At 63.2% G+C, this 19,950-nt stretch carries 18 protein-coding genes; 10 read left to right on the forward strand and 8 right to left on the reverse strand.

Annotated features, from left to right (window positions below):
• Positions 1-15: 15 nt before the first annotated feature.
• On the reverse strand, positions 16-1,743 hold the full coding sequence (locus tag AOG28_RS01120) for a bifunctional protein-serine/threonine kinase/phosphatase (protein WP_043331977.1): 1,728 nt from the start codon (positions 1,741-1,743) through the stop codon (positions 16-18).
• A 264-nt stretch (positions 1,744-2,007) separates the two neighbouring features.
• On the opposite strand from AOG28_RS01120, the gene ppa reads away from it, so the two are divergent.
• Positions 2,008-2,538, forward strand: a complete 531-nt coding sequence (gene ppa, locus AOG28_RS01125) for an inorganic diphosphatase (protein WP_043331979.1) — start codon at positions 2,008-2,010, stop codon at positions 2,536-2,538.
• Between the two features lie 132 nt (positions 2,539-2,670).
• Here ppa and AOG28_RS01130 read toward each other — a convergent pair whose 3' ends face one another.
• Positions 2,671-3,774 carry a DUF2333 family protein gene (locus AOG28_RS01130; RefSeq protein ID WP_043331981.1) on the reverse strand — a complete coding sequence of 368 codons (1,104 nt, stop codon included), beginning with the start codon at positions 3,772-3,774 and terminating at the stop codon, positions 2,671-2,673.
• Between the two features lie 529 nt (positions 3,775-4,303).
• On the opposite strand from AOG28_RS01130, the gene dsbD reads away from it, so the two are divergent.
• The 8 genes from dsbD to purH all read left to right on the forward strand — a co-directional run bounded on the left by dsbD (position 4,304) and on the right by purH (position 13,201).
• Positions 4,304-6,325, forward strand: a complete 2,022-nt coding sequence (gene dsbD, locus AOG28_RS01135; protein ID WP_054555040.1) for a protein-disulfide reductase DsbD — start codon at positions 4,304-4,306, stop codon at positions 6,323-6,325.
• 256 nt (positions 6,326-6,581) lie between these two features.
• The gene (gene aroQ / locus AOG28_RS01140; protein ID WP_043331983.1) at positions 6,582-7,022 is read left to right on the forward strand and encodes a type II 3-dehydroquinate dehydratase; all 441 of its coding nucleotides are present in this window, start codon (positions 6,582-6,584) and stop codon (positions 7,020-7,022) included.
• A gap of 173 nt (positions 7,023-7,195) precedes the next feature.
• Positions 7,196-7,669: an acetyl-CoA carboxylase biotin carboxyl carrier protein gene (accB, locus tag AOG28_RS01145; protein ID WP_043331985.1), complete on the forward strand. Its 474-nt coding sequence runs from the start codon at positions 7,196-7,198 to the stop codon at positions 7,667-7,669.
• Between the two features lie 19 nt (positions 7,670-7,688).
• Positions 7,689-9,029 carry an acetyl-CoA carboxylase biotin carboxylase subunit gene (gene accC, locus AOG28_RS01150; RefSeq protein ID WP_043331987.1) on the forward strand — a complete coding sequence of 447 codons (1,341 nt, stop codon included), beginning with the start codon at positions 7,689-7,691 and terminating at the stop codon, positions 9,027-9,029.
• A gap of 123 nt (positions 9,030-9,152) precedes the next feature.
• Positions 9,153-10,067: a 50S ribosomal protein L11 methyltransferase gene (prmA, locus tag AOG28_RS01155; RefSeq protein ID WP_054555041.1), complete on the forward strand. Its 915-nt coding sequence runs from the start codon at positions 9,153-9,155 to the stop codon at positions 10,065-10,067.
• A 166-nt stretch (positions 10,068-10,233) separates the two neighbouring features.
• On the forward strand, positions 10,234-11,268 hold the full coding sequence (gene dusB / locus AOG28_RS01160; RefSeq protein ID WP_054555042.1) for a tRNA dihydrouridine synthase DusB: 1,035 nt from the start codon (positions 10,234-10,236) through the stop codon (positions 11,266-11,268).
• Positions 11,265-11,561, forward strand: coding sequence for a DNA-binding transcriptional regulator Fis (gene fis, locus AOG28_RS01165; RefSeq protein ID WP_043331993.1), 297 nt, complete (start codon positions 11,265-11,267; stop codon positions 11,559-11,561). The genes dusB and fis overlap by 4 nt, the downstream gene beginning before the upstream one ends.
• Positions 11,562-11,623: 62 nt before the next feature.
• Positions 11,624-13,201, forward strand: a complete 1,578-nt coding sequence (gene purH, locus AOG28_RS01170; RefSeq protein WP_054555043.1) for a bifunctional phosphoribosylaminoimidazolecarboxamide formyltransferase/IMP cyclohydrolase — start codon at positions 11,624-11,626, stop codon at positions 13,199-13,201.
• A 110-nt stretch (positions 13,202-13,311) separates the two neighbouring features.
• Here purH and AOG28_RS01175 read toward each other — a convergent pair whose 3' ends face one another.
• Together AOG28_RS01175 and AOG28_RS01180 are read right to left on the reverse strand one after the other, a co-directional pair.
• Complete coding sequence (locus AOG28_RS01175) at positions 13,312-14,439, reverse strand: amidohydrolase family protein (RefSeq protein WP_082388122.1); 1,128 nt, start codon at positions 14,437-14,439, stop codon at positions 13,312-13,314.
• A 61-nt stretch (positions 14,440-14,500) separates the two neighbouring features.
• Positions 14,501-14,740, reverse strand: coding sequence for a DUF2061 domain-containing protein (locus AOG28_RS01180; protein WP_043331997.1), 240 nt, complete (start codon positions 14,738-14,740; stop codon positions 14,501-14,503).
• 350 nt (positions 14,741-15,090) lie between these two features.
• On the opposite strand from AOG28_RS01180, the gene glsB reads away from it, so the two are divergent.
• Positions 15,091-16,032: a glutaminase B gene (gene glsB, locus AOG28_RS01185; RefSeq protein WP_054555045.1), complete on the forward strand. Its 942-nt coding sequence runs from the start codon at positions 15,091-15,093 to the stop codon at positions 16,030-16,032.
• Positions 16,033-16,683: 651 nt separating this feature from the next.
• On the opposite strand, the gene AOG28_RS01190 is transcribed toward glsB, so the two are convergent.
• From AOG28_RS01190 to folE, 4 genes are all read right to left on the reverse strand, one after another.
• Positions 16,684-18,141 carry an NAD-dependent succinate-semialdehyde dehydrogenase gene (locus AOG28_RS01190; protein WP_043332412.1) on the reverse strand — a complete coding sequence of 486 codons (1,458 nt, stop codon included), beginning with the start codon at positions 18,139-18,141 and terminating at the stop codon, positions 16,684-16,686.
• Between the two features lie 98 nt (positions 18,142-18,239).
• Complete coding sequence (locus AOG28_RS01195) at positions 18,240-18,545, reverse strand: hypothetical protein (RefSeq protein ID WP_054555046.1); 306 nt, start codon at positions 18,543-18,545, stop codon at positions 18,240-18,242.
• A 125-nt stretch (positions 18,546-18,670) separates the two neighbouring features.
• Positions 18,671-19,075 carry a dihydroneopterin triphosphate 2'-epimerase gene (gene folX / locus AOG28_RS01200; protein ID WP_043332416.1) on the reverse strand — a complete coding sequence of 135 codons (405 nt, stop codon included), beginning with the start codon at positions 19,073-19,075 and terminating at the stop codon, positions 18,671-18,673.
• An 86-nt stretch (positions 19,076-19,161) separates the two neighbouring features.
• Positions 19,162-19,713 carry a GTP cyclohydrolase I FolE gene (gene folE / locus AOG28_RS01205; RefSeq protein WP_043332418.1) on the reverse strand — a complete coding sequence of 184 codons (552 nt, stop codon included), beginning with the start codon at positions 19,711-19,713 and terminating at the stop codon, positions 19,162-19,164.
• Between the last annotated feature and the right edge of the window lie 237 nt (positions 19,714-19,950).

Here is a 19,950-nt window from a genome sequence, read left to right on the forward strand (position 1 = left end):
CATCAGGCTCTGCGTTCACTTCAGCAGCCAGGACAGCACCAGCAGCAACAGCAGGATGCCGGCGACGCCCTGCCAGAAATTGGCCGGTTCACGTATCGCCTCCGAGGGCGTCAGCGCCTTGCCGGGGTCCTGCTGCGGCAGGCGCAGCGCGTAAAGCAGCTCAGACAGGCGGCGATAGCGCAGGGTGCGTTGCGGGTCCAGGGCGCGCCTGAGGGCGTCGTCCAGTATCTGTGGCACCTGGGGATTGCGCATGCGGGCTGGCTGATATTCCAGCAACTCGAGGTCGGTGTGGGTGCGCAGCTGCTCCATCGACTGGGCGTAGGGCTGCATGCCGGTCAGCAGCCAGTAGATCACCGAGGCCAGGCCGTATTGATCGCTGCGTCGACTGACATCGGCGCCAAGGGCATATTCCGGCGCGCTGTGTTCGGTCAGGCCCACCTGACGCGCCAGCGGACCGGCGCTCTCGTGGCCATCCCCTTCACGCAGATGGCAAGCGCCGAAATCGACCAGCACCACCTTGCCATGACGGTCGATCATCACGTTGTCGGGGTGAATCAGCTGGTGCAGCACCTCACGACGATTGAGGGCATGCACGGCCTTGCCGAGCTGGCGCGCGATGTCGAGACGCTGCTCGAGATTGGCCTGCGGGTGCATGCGTGCCCATTCGGTCAGTGTCTGCGCCTCCAAGTGCTCAAGCAGATAGTAGAGGTGATCACGCGGGCGTGACGGCTCCACCACCTTGACCACGAAGGGCGAGCTGACGCGGTCCACCACCCACTGCTGGAGCAGGAAGTGCTCGAGATAGGCATTCTTGAGCGACAGCTCCGGGCTGGGCGCCTTCATCACCATCACGCGCCGGCTCTTGAGGTCACGCACCTTGTAGACGCGTACCCGCGCGCTGCGTGACATGACCTCCATCACTTCCAGGCCATCGATGCGGTCGCCCGGCTCCAGCTCACGCGGCACCGGCAGGTCGCCATAGACGCGCCCCGGCGTATCGTCGGAGGCAGTCGCCAGGCGATCGATGCGCACCAGCTGGAAGCAGAACTGATCGGCCGTGTAGCCGCGCTCATCGGCGCGGTCCGCCGCGGCATGCGCCAGGCGCTCACTGGCGGCATCGAGATCCGAGACGTCATCGCGAATCAGTGACACGAAATCGGAAGGCAGCAGAGTGCCGCGCACCGCCTGGGTGGTGAACAGGAAGATATCGCCCTGCTTGAGCGGCAGCTCGATGTAGTCGATGTCGAGGCTGACATCCATGCCCAGCGCCCGCGACGGATAACGATAGCCGCCGAGATCGGTGACATGGTCGCGCGAGATCTGCTCGAACTCGCCGCCACGCAGCCGGAAGACCACCGTGTCGCCGGCATGGAACAGATGCGCCGACTGGCCCCGGAAGACGACGGCGGAAATAGAGGTCACGTAACTGCCGCCCCGCACGAAGCGGCTCTGGCTGTAGCACCAGCTGTTCAGCGCCCGCAGCACGCGGGTCGCGGAATACTTGACGCTCCAGTTGTCGGGCGTGGCGAAGTAATCGGCCAGAAAGCCACGCACGGCAAGGTCGCCGGCCTGCTTGGCAATCGCGTTCTTGCTGGTGGTGTCGGCGATCAGCGCACAGCCGCCCTTGGCCGCCAGCGGGCCGCGCTCCAGCGGTATCTCCAGCGACATCGAGCTGCGATGACGCTTGCGGTCGGGAGCCACGAAGGCCTGACCGTAACTGAGTGAAAGCTCTGCATCCGCCAAGGCGGTCTCCTTGCGTCTCGATCCTGCCGTTACGTTTCATGCATGCGGTGGTGACGCAGCGCCAGCCGATGCTGAACGCACAATCGCCGTTGCGCCGCGCTGGACGGCCCCAAGTGTTACCCGAGTCAGCCTGCAGTGCCACCACTCGTTGGTGCAACGCAAGGCGATCGAGCGTGGCATAATGGCAAAACGGTCTGCCAGTTCGTATAATTCAGCGGAATTTTGACCCGCAGGCCTTCAACCCGCAAACCCAAGGACTCGACAATGAGTTTCGACAAGATCCCCGCTGGCAAGGAATTGCCGAACGACGTCTACGTAGCGATCGAGATTCCGGCCAATCACGCGCCGATCAAGTACGAGATCGACAAGGACATCGATGCGCTCATGGTGGATCGTTTCATGGCCACCCCGATGTTCTACCCGGCCAACTACGGCTACATCCCGAACACCCTGGCCGACGATGGCGATGCCCTCGACGCACTGGTCGTGACCCCGTATCCGGTCGCTCCGGGCAGCGTCATCCGTGCGCGTCCGGTCGGCGTGCTCAACATGAGCGACGAAGCCGGTGAAGACGCCAAGCTGGTCTGCGTCCCGCACCAGAAGCTGACCTCCCTGTACGACGACGTCCAGGAAGTCACTGATCTGCCGGAACTGCTGCGTCAGCAGATCGCGCACTTCTTCGAGAACTACAAGGATCTCGAGAAAGGCAAGTGGGTCAAGATCGATTCCTGGGACGGTGCTGATGCCGCCCGTGCCGCGATCGAGAAGGCAGCCGCTGCCTACCAGAAGGACTGAGTCCTTCTGAAGTGATGCGCGATTCAGGCATCACGATGCAAAAAAGCCCCCGTCAATGACGGGGGCTTTTTCGTTTCCGGCTGACGCCCGACACCGGGAGGAGGCCCTCAGGCGGCATCGGGCGTCACGGGATCAGCCCTTCTCGAGCAGGCTGCGCAGGTCACTGATCGCGGAGTTGGCACGCGCGACGTAGTTGGCCATCACCAGCGAATGGTTGGCGAAGAAGCCGAAGCCGGAGCCATTGAGGATGATCGGGCTGCCGATATCGGTCTGGGTCGCTTCCAGCTCACGGATGATCTGGTCGATGGAGGTCAGCGCGTTCTTGTCTTCCAGCACGCCCTGGAAGTCATGACGCACTGCCTTGAGCAGATGGATCAGCGCCCAGGAGGTGCCGCGTGCCTGATAGAAGACATCGTCGATCTCGAGCCACGGCGTCTTGATCTCTTCTTCCGTCTGGGTGCTCTTGGCCGAGGTGGCGCTCTTGTCGCCGGCCAGGCTCAGGTTGAGCTGCGACTTGCCGACACTCGCCGACAGACGCTGGGACAGGGAGCCGAGGCGATTCTCGACATCGGACAGCCACGCCACCAGGTTGTCGGCACGCGCGTAGAACTGGCCGTTGTTCTGGGTGTCATCGCTCAGACGCTTGAGGTAGTCGCCCAGCTCACGGTTGGCGTCGGCATATTCGTGCTCGGCTTCCGGCAGCATCCAGGCATTGGCATCGATGAACAGCAGAGATTCGGCCTTGCCCAGCGCCTTGTCATCGCTGGACTGGGACTGCGAGCGGCTGAATTCCTTGCGCAGCTCACGCGTCATGTCACGCACCTGTACCAGTACGCCATATTCCCAGTTGGGCATGTTGTCGAGCATCAGCCCCGGCGGCGCCACATCATTCTTGAGATAACCGCCCGGCTTGTGCAGCAGGGTATCGTTGAGTTTCATCAGGGTGGCGACGGTCGCGGTGCCTGTCGGCAGGGTCTCGAAAGCCGGTGCCGGCTCTTCACCCTCGACCTTGGCCACCGGTGCGGCCAGACCATGCACGCGAGCCAGTTCGGTGCGCGTGGCCTGATCGATGTTGAACTCGTCCGGTTCACTGCTCCAGTAGATACCAAGGCCAACGCAGACCAGCAGATAAATGACGAACAGCCCGATCAGTGGTTTCCAGATCCAGCCATACTGAGGCGTTTCCAGCACATCGCGATTGGCGCCGCGCTTGCTGCCTTTACCGAATAGGGCCATGCGTTCTTCCTTGTATGAAGCCTTGTAGAAAAAGCCGTGTGAGAGACGAGTCAGACCTGCCTGAACGGATGTGAGCCGCGCCGATGCATCCAGCGCAGGTACTCATGACGTACGTCCTATCCTATCATGCGCCCCTGCACGTGCCAGTCGCACTCGGTGAAGTGCCGGTTCTGTGACAAGGTGCGATGCGCTCCGGATTGCGGGCCTGGTCGTGGACCGAGCCACGGGCCTGGTCGTGGACCGAGTCGCGGTACGAGCCGAGTGCCACACTGCCACCCGCGCAGGCGGCTTCACCACTCGAGCCCGATACGTCTTCACGCGCCCTCACACGAGCGGGATGTCTGCTACATGGTGGCACATTCATCCGCGTGCAAGTCGTGCGCGGCGATGATGGGCCTGCTCTCGAGCCAGCGCTCGCCCCGGAGCAGGATGGTGGCGGTGCGAGACTGCGGTGCCTTGAGGCCTGCAGGATGTTCTTTCGGCACTGTATAAGGATGCTTCCGTGCTTCGTTCGTTCTTGAAAGTCCGCATGGCGCTGCCAACGGGCCGCGCACGCCCCTCCGCGTTCTCACGCCTGCTGGGCCCTGAGTTGCTGGCAACCCTGCTGGCAATCGCGCTGGTGGTCGCGCAGGCGATGACGGCGCTGCCCGCCAATGCCGGTCTGTTCAGCTCAGGCTCAGGCTCAAGTTCAAACGCCGGCAGCGGCTCAAGCGGTGCAGCGTCCAGCCTGTTCGGCGGCGGCAATCAGGGCGATTTCCTGCCGGTCAGTGAAGCCTTCAAGCCGCGCAGCTGGCGCGAGGGCGACACCCTGTATGTCGGCTTCACCAGTGCCGAAGGCTATTACCTCTATCGGCATCAGTTCAGCTTCGCGACCACCAGCGACCAGGTCGCTCTGGGCGACGCCGACCTGCCGCCGGGAGAGCTGAAGAACGATCCCTACATGGGCGAGGTGCATGTCTTCCATGATGCGCTGGTCATTCGCATCCCGCTTATGAGCGCCTCCTCTGGCAAGGCAGTGCATGAAGACACACCGGCCAGCGGCCCGATCCCGCTCTCCATCACCTTCCAGGGCTGCGCCGATGCCGGGCTCTGCTATCCACCGGAGACCGTCACGCTGCAGGCCGGCGAGCAGAGCGCCCCTGCCCCGTTCGCGCAGCTGATGCCGACCGCCAGCCAGTCGAGCGATACGACGGCGTCGACGGTAAGCCGCACCACAACAGCCCCGATCGGCGGCACCGATGCCGGCTTCAGCGCACTGTTCGCGGATGCCAGCCTGCTGACGGCTCTGGGGCTATTCTTCCTCGCCGGTCTCGGGCTGACCTTCACGCCCTGTGTGCTGCCGATGATTCCGATCCTGAGCTCGATCATCGTCGGCCAGCGCCCCAGCCGCCCGCGCGCCCTGCTGCTCTCCACGAGCTACGCCCTGGGCATGTCCCTGACCTACGCCGCGGCCGGCACCTTGATGGGACTGTTCGGCGCGGGGCTCAACCTGCAGGCACATCTGCAAGCGCCTGCCGTGTTGATCCCCTTCGCTGCTTTGTTCGTGCTGTTCGCGCTGGCCATGTTCGGCGCCTTCAATCTAGGCCTGCCAAGCGGCATGCACTCACGGCTCGACGCGCTGCAAGGGCGCCTGATGAATGCCGGCCCCGGCGGACTGGCGCTGGCAGGCGCGTTATCGGTACTCGTGGTATCGCCCTGCGTCTCGGCACCTCTGGCCGGTGCGCTGGTCTATCTTTCCGCCAGTGGCGATGCCATGACCGGCGGGCTGGCACTCTTCGCGCTGGGGCTGGGCATGGGCGTGCCGTTGATTCTGGTCGGCACCTTCGGCGCCAGCCTGCTGCCCAGGGCCGGCGGCTGGATGGATGGCATCAAGCAGGCCTTCGGTATCCTGCTGCTGGGGGTGGCGCTGTGGCTGGTGGAGCGTTTGCTGCCGGCCTCGCTGGCGGTGCTGGGCTGGGCCATTCTGGCCATCGGCACCGGCGTGGCGCTGGGAGCGCTCAGCACACAGACCCGAGGCTGGGCGCGTGCCCGTCAGGCACTGGGACTGGTCGCGCTGGGCTGGGGCATGATCAGCCTGCTGGGCGTGGCAGGCGGCGCAAGCGACCCGCTGCGCCCGCTGGCGCCCTTCACTGGCGGCACATCATCCGGGCAGGCCGCCGAGACGTCACTGGACTTCACCACCGTCAGCGACATGAGCGAGCTCGAGCGAGAACTGGCACTGGCCGCCAGCCGCGGCCAGCCGGTGTTCGTCGACTACTACGCCGACTGGTGCATCTCGTGCAAGGTGATGGAGCGCGAGGTCTTCCCCAAAGTCGCCAGCCAGTTGCGCCAGTTCCACCTGATTCGCGCCGACGTCACCAGTACCGGGGCCGCGACCCAGGCGCTGCTCAAGCAATTCGGCCTGTTTGGCCCCCCCAGCCTGCTGTTCTTCGCCGATGAACGCGAGCTCAAGGCGGCGCGCATTCAGGGAGAAGTCGACGCCAGTCAGCTCGGCCAGCACCTGACAGCGGTGCTGGATCAGCTGCGCGGCACGTCACAGCGCGCGAACTGAGCGGCGTGCCTGCCACACGCCCGGCGCAGCGCAGCTGCTGCCGAGATGCACGCGAGGACGAAGAATGCGGCAAAATCTTCGGTTCAGTGCCAAACTGGACAGCGTTCGAGAATTTCGGCAGAATCCGCGTCACTACGGCAACAGCCTACGCTCAATAGGTAAACGTCGTGGATAGTGACGGTATCTTTGCATTTTCTTCATGGGTTAACAGCTCAATGAGCCTGGTGCTCGAGCACGGCTGACATAAGGGACTTTCATGGCGCGCATCCTGGTACTCAACGGCCCCAATCTCAATCTGCTGGGGACCCGTGAACCCGAGGTGTATGGCACCACCACGCTGGAGGATATCCACCAGCGTCTGGTCCAGCGCGCCAGCGCGGCCGGCCATCAGCTGGACTGGCTGCAGTCCAATGCCGAGCATGTGCTGATCGAGCGTATCCACCTTGCCCGTGAAGATGGCACCGCCATCATCCTGATCAATCCGGCGGCCTTTACCCATACCAGCGTTGCGCTGCGCGATGCGCTACTCGGCGTCGCACTCCCGTTCATCGAGCTGCACCTTTCCAACACCCATGCCCGCGAGCCGTTCCGCCACCATTCGTATCTTTCCGATGTGGCACGCGGCGTGATCATGGGCTTTGGCGCTCGAAGCTATGACATGGCGCTTGACGCCGCCCTGGACGATCTCGCGCAGTAAGGGCACGTCCAGAGCGGTGTTCACGCACCGCCCTCAGGCCTCATCACTGCCTGATATCAGGATTCACCGGCCATCGCCATGGTCGGGACAGCCGTCGGGGCTGTCGCCCGCAGCCGCCGCTATCACGGCTGCACACCCCCATTTCCAGCCACATTTACATCGGGATTAATTTCATGGATATCCGCAAGGTCAAGAAGCTGATCGAGCTGCTCGAAGAGTCCAACATCAGCGAAATCGAGATCCAGGAAGGCGAAGAGTCCGTTCGCATCAGCCGCCATCCGCAGGGCTTCGCCCAGCAGCCGATGATGCAGGCCCCGATGATGATGCAGCAGCAGCCGATGCAGCAGGCCGCTCCGGCAGCCGCTGGCGCCGCTGAAGCACCGGCCGCTCCGGCAGCACCGGCTGCGCCGCAGGGTCACACCATCAATTCCCCGATGGTCGGCTCCTTCTACCGTTCTCCGGCGCCGGGCTCCAAGGCCTTCATCGAAGTCGGCCAGAGCGTCAAGAAAGGTGATACCGTCTGCATCGTCGAAGCCATGAAGATGATGAACCAGATCGAAGCCGACAAGGATGGCGTCGTCGAAGCCATTCTGATCGAAGACGGCGAGCCGGTTGAATTCGACCAGCCCATGATCGTCATTTCCTGATCCCAACGGACACGTCACCATGCTCGACAAGGTACTGATTGCCAACCGCGGCGAGATCGCCCTTCGCATCCTTCGCGCCTGCAAGGAACTGGGCATCAAGACGGTAGCGGTGCACTCCAAGGCCGACCGCGACCTGATGCACGTCCGCCTGGCGGATGAAGCTGTGTGCATCGGCCCGGCCTCCTCTGCCAAATCCTATCTCCACATCCCGGCGCTGATCGCAGCCGCCGAGGTGACGGACGCCGACGCCATCCACCCGGGCTACGGCTTCCTGTCGGAAAATGCCAACTTCGCCGAACAGGTCGAACGTTCCGGCTTCGCCTTCATCGGCCCGCGCGCTGACACCATCCGCATGATGGGTGACAAGGTCGCGGCCATCGAGGCGATGAAGCTGGCCGGCGTTCCGACCGTGCCGGGTTCCGACGGCCCGGTGCCGGAAGACGAAGACGAGATGTACGCCATCGCCGAGCGCATCGGCTATCCGGTGATCATCAAGGCCGCCGCTGGCGGTGGTGGTCGCGGCATGCGCGTGGTGCACTCCAAGGCCAGCCTGCTGTCCTCGGTGAGCATCACCCAGGGTGAAGCGGCCGCGGCCTTCGGCGACGGCACGGTGTACATGGAGAAATTCCTCCAGAACCCGCGTCACGTCGAAGTCCAGGTACTGGCCGATGGCCAGGGCAACGCCATCCATCTGTATGACCGCGACTGCTCCCTGCAGCGTCGTCACCAGAAGGTGCTGGAAGAAGCACCGGCGCCGCAGCTGGACGAAGAGGCGCGTGCCAAGGTACTCAAGTCGTGCACCGATGCCTGCATCGAGATCGGCTACCGTGGCGCCGGCACCTTCGAGTTCCTGTACGAGAACGGCGGCTTCTACTTCATCGAGATGAACACTCGTGTTCAGGTCGAGCACCCGGTGACCGAGATGGTCACTGGCATCGATATCGTCAAGGAACAGCTGCGCATCGCCTCCGGCCTGCCGCTGTCCGTGAAGCAGGAAGATATCGAGCTGCGCGGTCACGCCTTCGAGTGCCGTATCAATGCCGAGGATTCGCGCACCTTCATGCCGTCTCCGGGCAAGGTCGAGCTCTATCACGCGCCGGGCGGTCTGGGCGTGCGCATGGACTCGCACCTGTACTCCGGCTACACCGTTCCGCCGCACTACGACTCCCTGATCGGCAAGCTGATCACCTGGGGCGAGAGCCGCGAGATCGCACTGACGCGCATGCGCAATGCCCTCGACGAGCTGCTGGTGGAAGGTATCAAGACCAACACTGACCTGCAGAAGGATCTGGTGCGTGATGCCGGCTTCCAGGAAGGTGGCGTCAACATCCATTATCTGGAGAAGAAGCTGGGCCTGTAAGACGCCCCGCTTGAGATCGGTGACCTGGTTGCCGATAGACGCACGACAGAAGGGTGGCCTCGGCTGCCCTTCTGTCGTCTGTGCCCTCCTCCCCTTTCTTATCGCCCATCGACAGGAGTCACCATGTCCTGGCTGCAACTCAAGGCGCGTATCGCCCCCGACCACGCCGAGATTCTCGAGCATCTGCTGATGGAAGAAGGCGCCTGCGCCATCACGCTGCAGGATGCAGAAGACCAACCGCTGTTCGAACCGGACCTCGGCAGCACGCCGCTATGGAGCGAGACAGTCCTCACTGGCCTGTGGGATGGCACCGAAGGCATCGAGGCCATGCGCGAGCGGGTCAAGGCCGGCTGGGCGGCGCTGATTCCCGATGAGCCCTGCCCGGAGATCGAGGTCGAGATCCTCGAGGACCGTGACTGGGCCAGGGAATGGATGGACGGTTTCGAGCCGCTCAGGATGGGCCAGCGCCTGTGGATCGTGCCCAGCTGGCACGATGCGCCGGAGCAGGACGCCGTCAACCTGATGCTCGACCCGGGCCTGGCCTTCGGCACCGGCACCCATCCGACCACCGCCCTGTGCCTGGAATGGCTCGATGGGCTGGCCGTCGATGGCAAGCTCGCCCAGCACAGCGTGCTCGACTTCGGCTGCGGTTCCGGCATCCTCGCCATCGCCGCGCTCAAGCTCGGCGCGGTGGATGCGCTGGGCACCGATATCGACCCGCAGGCGCTGCAGGCCTCGCGGGAGAACGCCCAGCGCAATGACGTCAGCGACCAGCTGACCCTGTGCTACCCGGACCGCCTGCCGGACGCGGGCTATCAGATCGTGGTCGCCAACATCCTGGCCGGCCCGCTGGTCGAGCTGGCCCCGCAGATCGCGGGCAGCGTCGCCCCGGGTGGCCTGCTGGCGCTCTCCGGCATTCTCGCGCCCCAGGCGGAAGAGGTGCTCGACGCCTATCGTGAAGCCGGCCTGATCATGGAAGAACCCACCGAGCGCGATGGCTGGGTACGCCTCAATGGTCAGCGTCCACTGATGGGCTGAGCCACGCCATGAGCGCCGCAGCCGCGCAGGGATAACGCATCCGCGATGCATTGTGGATGAAATAGCCCTTCAAACCCTGCGGCGCTCTAGGTATCATGACGCCCCCGCGAATCCCTGACACGACAGCGGCTCGCGCGCCTGACATCACTCGCATGACACGAGACCCATGACCGATACCCCGCTTCCCGCCGACCTGCCCCGCATCGGCGTACATCAGCTTCCCAATCGCGTGATTCTGGCCCCGATGGCCGGTGTCACCGATCGCCCGTTCCGACAGCAATGTCGTGAGCTGGGCGCCGGGCTGGTGGTATCGGAGATGGTGACCAGTGACAAGCGGCTGTGGAATACCGTCAAGTCCCGCACGCGCATGAACCATGCCGGCGAACCCGGCCCGCGTGCCGTGCAGATCGCCGGCGGTGACGCCGCCATGCTGGCCGAGGCCGCGGCGCTCAACGCCGAGATGGGCGCAGAGATCATCGACATCAACATGGGCTGCCCGGCCAAGAAGGTCTGCAACAAGGCCGCCGGTTCTGCCCTGATGCGCGACGAGAAGCTCGTCGGCGAGATTCTCGATGCCGTGGTACGCGCCGTGGACGTGCCGGTCACGCTCAAGATGCGCACCGGCTGGTGCGAAGAGACGCGCAACGCCATCGCCATCGCGCGCATGGCCGAAAGCGCCGGCATCCAGGCGCTGTCCGTGCATGGTCGTACTCGCCAGCAGAAATATACCGGTGAGGCCGAATACGACACCATCGCCGCCGTGAAGGCCGCGGTGTCGATTCCGGTCTTCGCCAATGGCGATATCGACAGCGGCGAGAAGGCGCGACATGTGCTTGACTATACGGGCGCCGACGCCGTGATGATCGGCCGTGCGGCCCAGGGCAATCCCTGGATCTTCCGCGAGATCAATCACTACCTGGCCACCGGCCAGGTAGCCTGTGGCCCGAGCGATGCGGAGCGCGCCATCGTGATGCGCACCCACCTCGAGGCCCTGTACGAATTCTACGGTGACTACATGGGAACGCGCATCGCGCGCAAGCATGTGGGCTGGTATCTGGCGACGCGGGAGGATGGCAGTGAGCTCAAGCGCTACTTCAATCCCCTCGAGGAGCCGGATGAACAGCGCCAGTTCCTGACCCGCCTGTTCGGCGAGCCGGATGGCAACGCCCGCACCGAGACGCAAGGAAGTCACGCAGCATGACCAGCAGGCACCCTCTTTCACCCGACGACGCAAGCCAGGCCACCCTGATGACGCCCGTGCGGCACCATCAGACCCTGCGCGAGGCCGTCGAGCACTCCATGGCGCGCTACTTCGCCCACCTGGATGGCGAGCAGGTCACCGACCTGCATGCCATGGTGATGGCCGAGGTCGAGGCGCCGCTGCTGGAGGCGGTGATGGCCCACGCGCAGGGCAACCAGACCCGCGCCGCCGACATGCTGGGCCTCAACCGAGGCACACTGCGCAAGAAGCTCAAGCAGTTTGATCTGATCTGACCCCGCCGGGGCACCTTTACAGGTGCCCCGGCGTCTTTTTGTTGATCCACGAGTGGAGCATCATGCAAGCCAAGCCCCAAGCCATCCGTCGCGCCCTCCTGAGTGTTTCCGACAAGACCGGAATCGTCGAATTCGCTCGTGCCCTGGACGCCCGCGGCGTCGCCCTGCTGTCCACCGGCGGTACCTTCCGCCTGCTCAAGGACAACGGCCTTGCCGTCACGGAAGTGTCCGAGCACACCGGTTTCCCGGAAATGATGGATGGCCGGGTCAAGACCCTGCACCCGAAGATCCACGGTGGCATTCTCGGCCGCCGCGGCCAGGATGATGCGGTGATGGCCGAGCACGGCATCGACCCCATCGACATGGTCATCGTCAATCTGTACCCGTTCGCCGCTACCGTGGCCAACCCGGATTGCTCGCTGGAAGACGCCATCGAGAACATCGATATCGGTGGCCCGACCATGGTGCGTTCCTGCGCCAAGAACCACGCCCACACCACCATCGTCGTCAACGCCTCGGATTATGACCGCGTGATCGCCGAGATGGATGCCAACGACAATGCCGTCAGCGATGACGCGCGCTTCGATCTGGCCGTGGCCGCCTTCGAGCACACCGCCGCCTACGATGGCGCCATCGCCAACTGGCTGGGCCAGCGAGTCGAAGGCGGCAGCGAAGGCCTGCCGCGTCAGTACAACGTCAGCCTGAGCAAGAAGCAGGACATGCGTTACGGCGAGAACCCGCACCAAAAGGCGGCCTTCTACGTCGAGGACGGTGCCACCGAGGCCAGCGTCGCCACGGCCGTGCAGGTGCAGGGCAAGGCGTTGTCCTACAACAACGTCGCCGACACCGATGCCGCCTTCGAGTGCGTCAAGGCCTTCGACGAGACCGCCTGTGTCATCGTCAAGCACGCCAACCCGTGTGGCGTCGCCATCGGCGAGTCTGCCCTGGCCGCCTACGATCGTGCCTATCAGACCGATCCGACCAGCGCCTTCGGCGGCATCATCGCCTTCAACGTGCCGCTGGACGCCGAGACCGCGCAGGCGATCGTCTCGCGTCAGTTCGTCGAGGTGATCATCGCCCCGGGCATCAGTGAAGAGGCGGCGGCCATCGTCGCCACCAAGGCCAATGTACGCCTGCTCGACGTCGCGGATGCCTGGGCGGCCGAGCGTACCGGCGGTCACGACTTCAAGCGTGTCACCGGCGGTCTGCTGGTCCAGGACCGCGACCAGGGCATGGTCGGCCGTGATGAGCTCAAGGTCGTCACCGAGCGTGCACCGAGCGAGCAGGAACTCAACGACCTGACCTTCGCCTGGAAAGTGGCCAAGTTCGTCAAGTCCAACGCCATCGTCTACATCAAGGATGGCCAGACCATCGGTGTGGGCGCCGGCCAGATGAGCCGCGTCTATTCCGCCAAGATCGCCGGCATCAAGGCCGCCGATGAAGGTCTGGAAGTGCCGGGTTCCGTGATGGCCTCCGATGCCTTCTTCCCGTTCCGCGACGGCATCGACGCCGCGGCGGCGGCCGGTATCACGGCCGTCATCCAGCCGGGTGGCTCCATGCGTGATCAGGAAGTCATCGATGCGGCCAACGAAGCCGGCATCGCCATGGTCTTCACCGGCATGCGTCACTTCCGTCACTGATCGACGGCTCTGACACATGAAGTGTGAGCCTCTCTGACGCTCACGAAAAAGCCCCTGCCAGCGAATCGCTGACGGGGGCTTTTCGTATGCCGGGGCATCAACGCCTGCCCCTATTCGACAGGCAGTCTGACCAGGCGCAGGAAGTTGTCACGGGCGACATTGTGCGCCGTCTGTGGCGACAGGGCATCGAGGAATGGCGTGTAACTTGCCAGGATATCGCCCACCGAGCCGAAGCGCCCGACCACGTCACTGCCAAGCACGAAGCGCTGTGGGAAGCGCTCGACCAGCTTGACCCAGCGCGGGCGCGGCTGGCCCTTGTCATCCAGCAGATACGGCTCCAGCACTGACCAGGACAGGTCGATATTCAGGTTGGGATAGGTTTCCAGCATGCGCTCGATCTCGCCGTGCAGCCATGTCATGCGCCCCAGGCGACGATTGAGCTCGGCACTGGTACCCGCATGTGCCCAGATGAAGGTCGTGTCCGGATTGTCGCGCACCGCACTCTCGAATTCCTCGAGATACAGCCCCTCATGCCCCTCACGCTTGCTGGTGACATTGGAATGCACCATCACCGGCAGGCTCTTCTCCGCTGCCAGCGCATAGACCTTTCTCAAGGCGGGATGATTGGCTCGTGGCGTCTCGCCCTCGGTCAGGCGCGTCAGGTCATCATGACGCGTGAAGACCTCGCCGATGCCTTTCCAGAAGCCGGGATAGATCGCCATCAACTGGCGAATCTCATCGGCAGCATTCAGATCAGTGGGATTGAAGCCGGTGATGAACGGCGAGAAACGCGCCTGTACCGGCTCGGGCGCGCGGGTCAGCGCCTCGGCCAGGATGTAATCGGTACCGGAATACCAGTAGACCGGCGCATCATCGCCCATGTAGTAACGTGGCTTCTTGGGTGCGTCCTGCTGCCATTTCTTGGCAACGCCGATGCCCGTGACCAGGGCGTGATCGACCTGCGCCTCGTCCATGGCATCCAGCAAGGCCCCCAGACCATCCCCCTGCTGGAAGAAGTCCACGAAGTGCAGATGGGCGTCGCTGTAGTGATAATCGCGTGTCTCGTCTGCGGCCACGGCCTCGAGGCCAGCCAGACTGCCGGCAAGCCCCAGCAGCAACGCCAACGCCCCCTGGACGAGAGGACGTTGGCGGGCGCGGGCAGGATGAGAGGGCTGGGCAGGACAAGAGGGATTGGCAAGAATAGAGAAACGGGCGGCGCGAGGGGCAAGCTTCAGCATGGGGAGCTCCGGGAAAAGGTCGCTCGATTCTGCGGCGCATCCCTGCCACGCGCAAGCAGCTTCAGCCCGCCAGCGCCGCCCCGCTCATGGCGTTTCGCGAATTCGCCTCGCTCTCAGCAGCCTGCTGGCGGCGCGCGGTGACACGGTTCCAGACCTTCTCGTGGAAGAAGAAGGCGACGGTGTTGACCGCCGGCTCGACGATGGCGACCAGGCCGCCGACCACGATATCGCCGGTCAGCAGATAGGTGACGCCGAAGGCGATGGAGAAGTGCATGCTGGCAAAGGTCAATGTCTTGATCATGTTGGCTGCCCTCCGGGCGGTCTACTCAGCGAGACGCTGAGCCTCAGCGCGTCGCATGTCATGGGGCCAGGCAACTGCGTGCTGCCTTGATGAACCAATAATAACGATTCTCAACTGCATGTAGAAATCACTTTGCCCTACCTGGCTGATAAGCGTCAACTATCACGCGATTGAGCCGGCCTGACGGCACACCCTGCCAGCGGCATCGAGCGCGCCAGCTGCGGTCATATCCGCTAGAATGCCCTGCCGGCCCCTCGCGCCACTCTCGACCTGATGCCCGATGGCGCCGTTGTCACGATGGCCCGGCCAGTTTCGCGCCCTTTTCCCTCTACCGCTGCTTCAAGGTTGCCATGACGCCGCCACTCGACCCCGATGCTCTCCAGACACTGCTCGAACGCCTGTCCGATGATGCCAGCCGCTGCTTCAACGAGGGCAAGGTCGCGGACTATATCCCGGCACTGGCGCAGGTCGACCCTGACCAGTTCGGCATCGCCGTCTGCCATGTCGATGGCCGTGTACAGTATGCCGGCAGCGCGCATACTCGCTTCTCGATCCAGTCGATCTCCAAGGTGCATGCGCTGGTACTGGCGATGCAGCGTCTTGAGAGCGACGAGATCTGGTCGCGCGTCGGCCGTGAGCCTTCCGGCCAGGCCTTCAACTCGATCATGCAGCTGGAGGTCGAGAACGGCATCCCGCGCAATCCCTTCATCAATGCCGGAGCCCTGCTGATCACCGACCTGCTGGTGTCGCGCATCGTCTCGATCCAGAACACCCTGCGTGAGCAGCTCAGGCGTCTGTCCGGCAGCGACGATATCGGCTTCGATGAAAAGGTCGCGCGCTCGGAAATGGACCACAAGGCACGCAATGCCTCGCTCGCCTACCTGATGCAGGCCTACGGCAATGTGCATTCCGATGTGGATGACCTGCTGGACACCTACTTCCACAGCTGCTCGGTGTCGATGAACTGCGTGGAACTGGCGCGCAGCTTCGCCTTCCTCGCCAATCGCGGCGTCAATCCGCTGGATGGCAAGGAAGTGGTCTCGCCGCTGGAGACACGCCAGCTCAATGCGTTGTTGCTGACCTGCGGGCTTTACGATGCGGCAGGCGACTTCGCCTGGCGAGTGGGACTGCCGGGCAAGAGTGGCGTCGGCGGTGGCATCATCGCCATCCTGCCGGGACAGATGAGCATCTGCGTCTGGTCGCCACGCCTGGACGGCTACGGCAACTCGATTGCCGGGCGACATGCACTGGAAGGCCTGGTGGCGGGCATGGGGCTTTCGCCACTGGGGTGAGACCTGCGAGCCGAGAAGAGAGGGCTGAGATGGGAGGGTTGAGAAGTGAGCGTTGAGGCATCAGGATTGCGGCACGAGAGCCGAGCCCCGAACTCGAGATCCGTACCCGAGATCAGAGATCCGGCAATAAAAAAGGGCGAGTCGCGTCCGCCACGCCACTCGCCCTGTCTTCAATCCTTGAAGACTATCACCACAGGTCCCGCTCTTTGACTGTAGCGTAAATAAGCATATGCACAAGTAAGAGAATGCCGACAAAGCACACCTGTCTTTGGCCCTGATCTGCGCAAAAAGGCCGCGGCATACCGCTTTGGTCTGACACGCGCAGCGCCATCAATCTCCGAGACTCTCCATCTCTACGACCAATGACTCATGCGCCTCTTGTCGCGAGATTGCCCGCCTCTCGCGCATGCCGCTCTCTCATCAGAAGCAAAAAGATCGCTCTCATCAGCAGCGAAAATTCCATGGCCAAGTTGCAGGCACACTCAGCGCAGACAGGTGGGATAAATGCATGGCATGAAAAAGCCCGCCCGGTTTCCCATGCGGGCTTTTTGCCAGTTGATGGCGTGTCCGATCATTGCATTGAGCGTTGACCATCAATCAGCGATGCAAGGCTCAAGCAAAGATCGACATTGCGGACCCGATGACGATGGATCAGCCAAGTGAGAGACACAGATACTTGGTTTCCATGTATTCCTCGAGGCCATACTTGGAGCCTTCACGGCCCAGCCCCGACGCCTTGGTGCCACCAAAGGGCGCCGCGGCGTTGGAGATCAGCCCGGTATTGATACCGACCATGCCGTAGTCCAGACCTTCCGAGACGCGCCAGACACGCTTGAGGTCGCTGCTGTAGAAGTAACTGGCCAGGCCGAATTCGGTGTCGTTGGCCATCTCGATCGCCTCTTCCTCGCTCTCGAAGGGGAAGATCGCCGCCAGCGGACCGAAGGTTTCCTCACGGGCAACCTTCATCTCCGGCGTCACCTGCGAGATCAGGGTCGGCGTGAAGAAGCTGCCCCCCAGCGGATGCGGATGGCCGCCCAGAAGCAACTCGGCACCCTTGTCGAGGGCATCCTGCACGTGCTCGGTGACCTTCTCGACGGCGTCGCCATCGATCAACGGGCCAACCTTGACGCCCTCTTCCAGGCCATTGCCCACGGTCAGCTCGGCGTTCATGGCGGCGGCCAGCTTCTCGCTGAAGGCATTGACCACGCTGGACTGCACCAGGAAGCGATTGGTGCAGACGCAGGTCTGACCGGCATTGCGGAACTTGGCCGCCATCGCGCCTTCCACCGCCGCATCGAGATCGGCGTCTTCGAACACCAGGAAGGGCGCGTTGCCGCCAAGCTCCAGCGAGATCTTCTGGATATGCTGCGCGGCATTTGCCATCAGGCCACGCCCGACTTCCGTGGAGCCGGTGAAGGTCACCTTGCGCACGATGCTGGAATCGGTCATCGCCTTGGCGATGTCCTTGGCCGAGCCCGGCACGACATTGAAGACGCCGCGCGGCACGCCAGCGCGCTCCGCCAGCACCGCCAGCGCCAGCGCCGAGAACGGCGTCTGGCTGGCCGGTTTGACCACGATCGGACAGCCCGCGGCCAGCGCGGCGCCCGCCTTGCGGGTGATCATCGAGGCCGGGAAGTTCCAAGGCGTGATCGCCCCCACCACTCCGACCGGCTGCTTGAGCACCAGGATACGTTGATCGCGCTTGGCGGCCGGAATGGTGTCGCCATACACGCGCTGACCTTCTTCGGCGAACCAGCGCAGGAAGCTGGCCGCGTACTGGATTTCACCGGCGGCTTCGGCGAGGGGCTTGCCCTGCTCCAGCGTCATGATCTGCGCCAGATCATCCTTGTGCTCCAGCATCAAGGCGTACCACTTCATCAGGATGTCAGCGCGCTCCAGCGCCGGCGTCTCCTTCCAGTCCGCGAAGGAGTGCTGCGCCGCCTCGATGGCGCGTTCGGTCTCGGCGTAACCCAGCCGAGGCACGCGGCCGATGATCTCGCCGGTGGCAGGATTGTCGACCTCGATCTGCTCGCCGGAATCCGCGGCTACCCAGCCACCGTCGATATAGGCAAATGGACGAAACAGACTGGTATCGTTGAGATGTTCCATGAAGACTCCCGAGGCGTGCTTGTGGGTCAAGGCAGTGATTCCCGGCTAACCGAGACTACTCAAGACTAACCTGATATAGCCTAGATGCGGGCGTGACGCTAGATCCACAACCCTGCCAGTACTAGTACCACGATGGCCAGCCCGGCGAGCCACCAGCGCTTGCGCGTTGCCGGCCTGGCCTCGGGCGGCATCGAGACGACTCGCCGCGCCTTCTGCTGCTTGATTCGCGCATTGAAGACCTGCACTGCACGCCCGTCGCGAAGCTCGAAGTCCACCGCCAGCCCCGGCCCCGGCAAGCCACGCCCGCGCCAGCCGACCAGATCGAAGGCATGCTCACCGCCCTTCTCGTCCCGAATGGTGCCCTGCTGTTCTGCATCATCGAAACGGATGATTTCCCCGATCACATCATGTCTCCCGACTCTTCAGGCTTCTGCGCCTGATCTTCTCGACATCTGAGCTTCTCGATATCTGATCTTCTCGACATCTGACTTTCTCGACACCTGAGCTTCTCAACGCCTGCACGGGCCGACTAGTCATGTGCTTCGCGACTGTCCGACAGGGTGATGGACACCGAGTCAGAGAAGCGCAAGGCATGCGGCTTGTCGATCTCGACCTGCGCTGTCAGCACCTGTTCGTGCGCCATCACGATATCCAGCACCTCACGGGTCATGCGTTCGAGCAGCGCGAAGCGCCCTTCCTCGACATGACGGATCAACTGCTTGGTGATGGTGCGGTAATTGAGCGCTTCACTGATGTGATTGAATTGCACGGCGCGTGCCGCGCGATAGCGGATCACCACGTTGATCACGACATCCTGGCGGTTCTGGATCTCGTCTTCATTGATCCCGATATAGGTTCTCAGGCGCAGATTCTTGATGCGAATGGTGGCGAGATCGTGATCGAGATGTTCATCGTGCAAGGCATGCATCGGCATCGGCAGGGACTCCTGATCAAGGGAAACGCGCGAGATGACTCCCAGACAAGAACGCCGCCTCGAAAGGCGGCGTCTTCACTCTGCTGTCAGCTGATCAACGTCAGGAATTCCTGACGGGTCGGCTGATTGTCGCGGAAGGCGCCCAGCATCACGGACGTCTTCATGCTGGAATTCTGCTTTTCCACCCCACGCATCATCATGCACATGTGACGCGCTTCGACCACGACGGCCACACCACGTGCACCGGTGACCTGCTGAACGGCCTCGGCGATCTGCTTGGTGAGGTTTTCCTGAATCTGCATGCGACGCGAATACATGTCGACGATACGCGCGAACTTGGACAGACCAAGCACCTTGCCAGACGGCAGATAGGCGATGTGGCACTTGCCGATGAACGGCAGCAGGTGATGCTCGCACATCGAGTAAAGCTCGATGTCCTTGACCAGTACCATCTCGTCCGTATCGGAGGTGAAGACAGCGCCGTTGACGATCTCCTCCAACGACTGTTGATAGCCATGAGTCAGGTACTGCATGGCCTTGGCCGCGCGCTTGGGCGTATCCAGCAGGCCCTCACGCTCTGGATCCTCACCCAACGCGGTGATGATCTGGCGGTAGTGGTTGGCAATCTCTTCGGTCATCCGTCTGCCTATGGTATCGGTCAGGGGCGCGCACTAGCGCACGCATAGCAGGGGTAAAGCACAAAAGTCATACACAAGCGATCAGATGGCAAGAAATCGTATAACTTCGTGTTCAATGTCAGGGCCAGATTCTACCTCAGGCATGCCGTCAACGCAGGCCTGTTCACGCGATTGTCGTATCTATGCAACACATGCGCCCCCATCGGTAACCGATGGGGGCGCATGAAGGGGCGATGT

It is taken from the genome of Cobetia sp. UCD-24C (genome assembly GCF_001306765.1).
In the GTDB taxonomy this organism is placed as follows: domain Bacteria; phylum Pseudomonadota; class Gammaproteobacteria; order Pseudomonadales; family Halomonadaceae; genus Cobetia; species Cobetia amphilecti.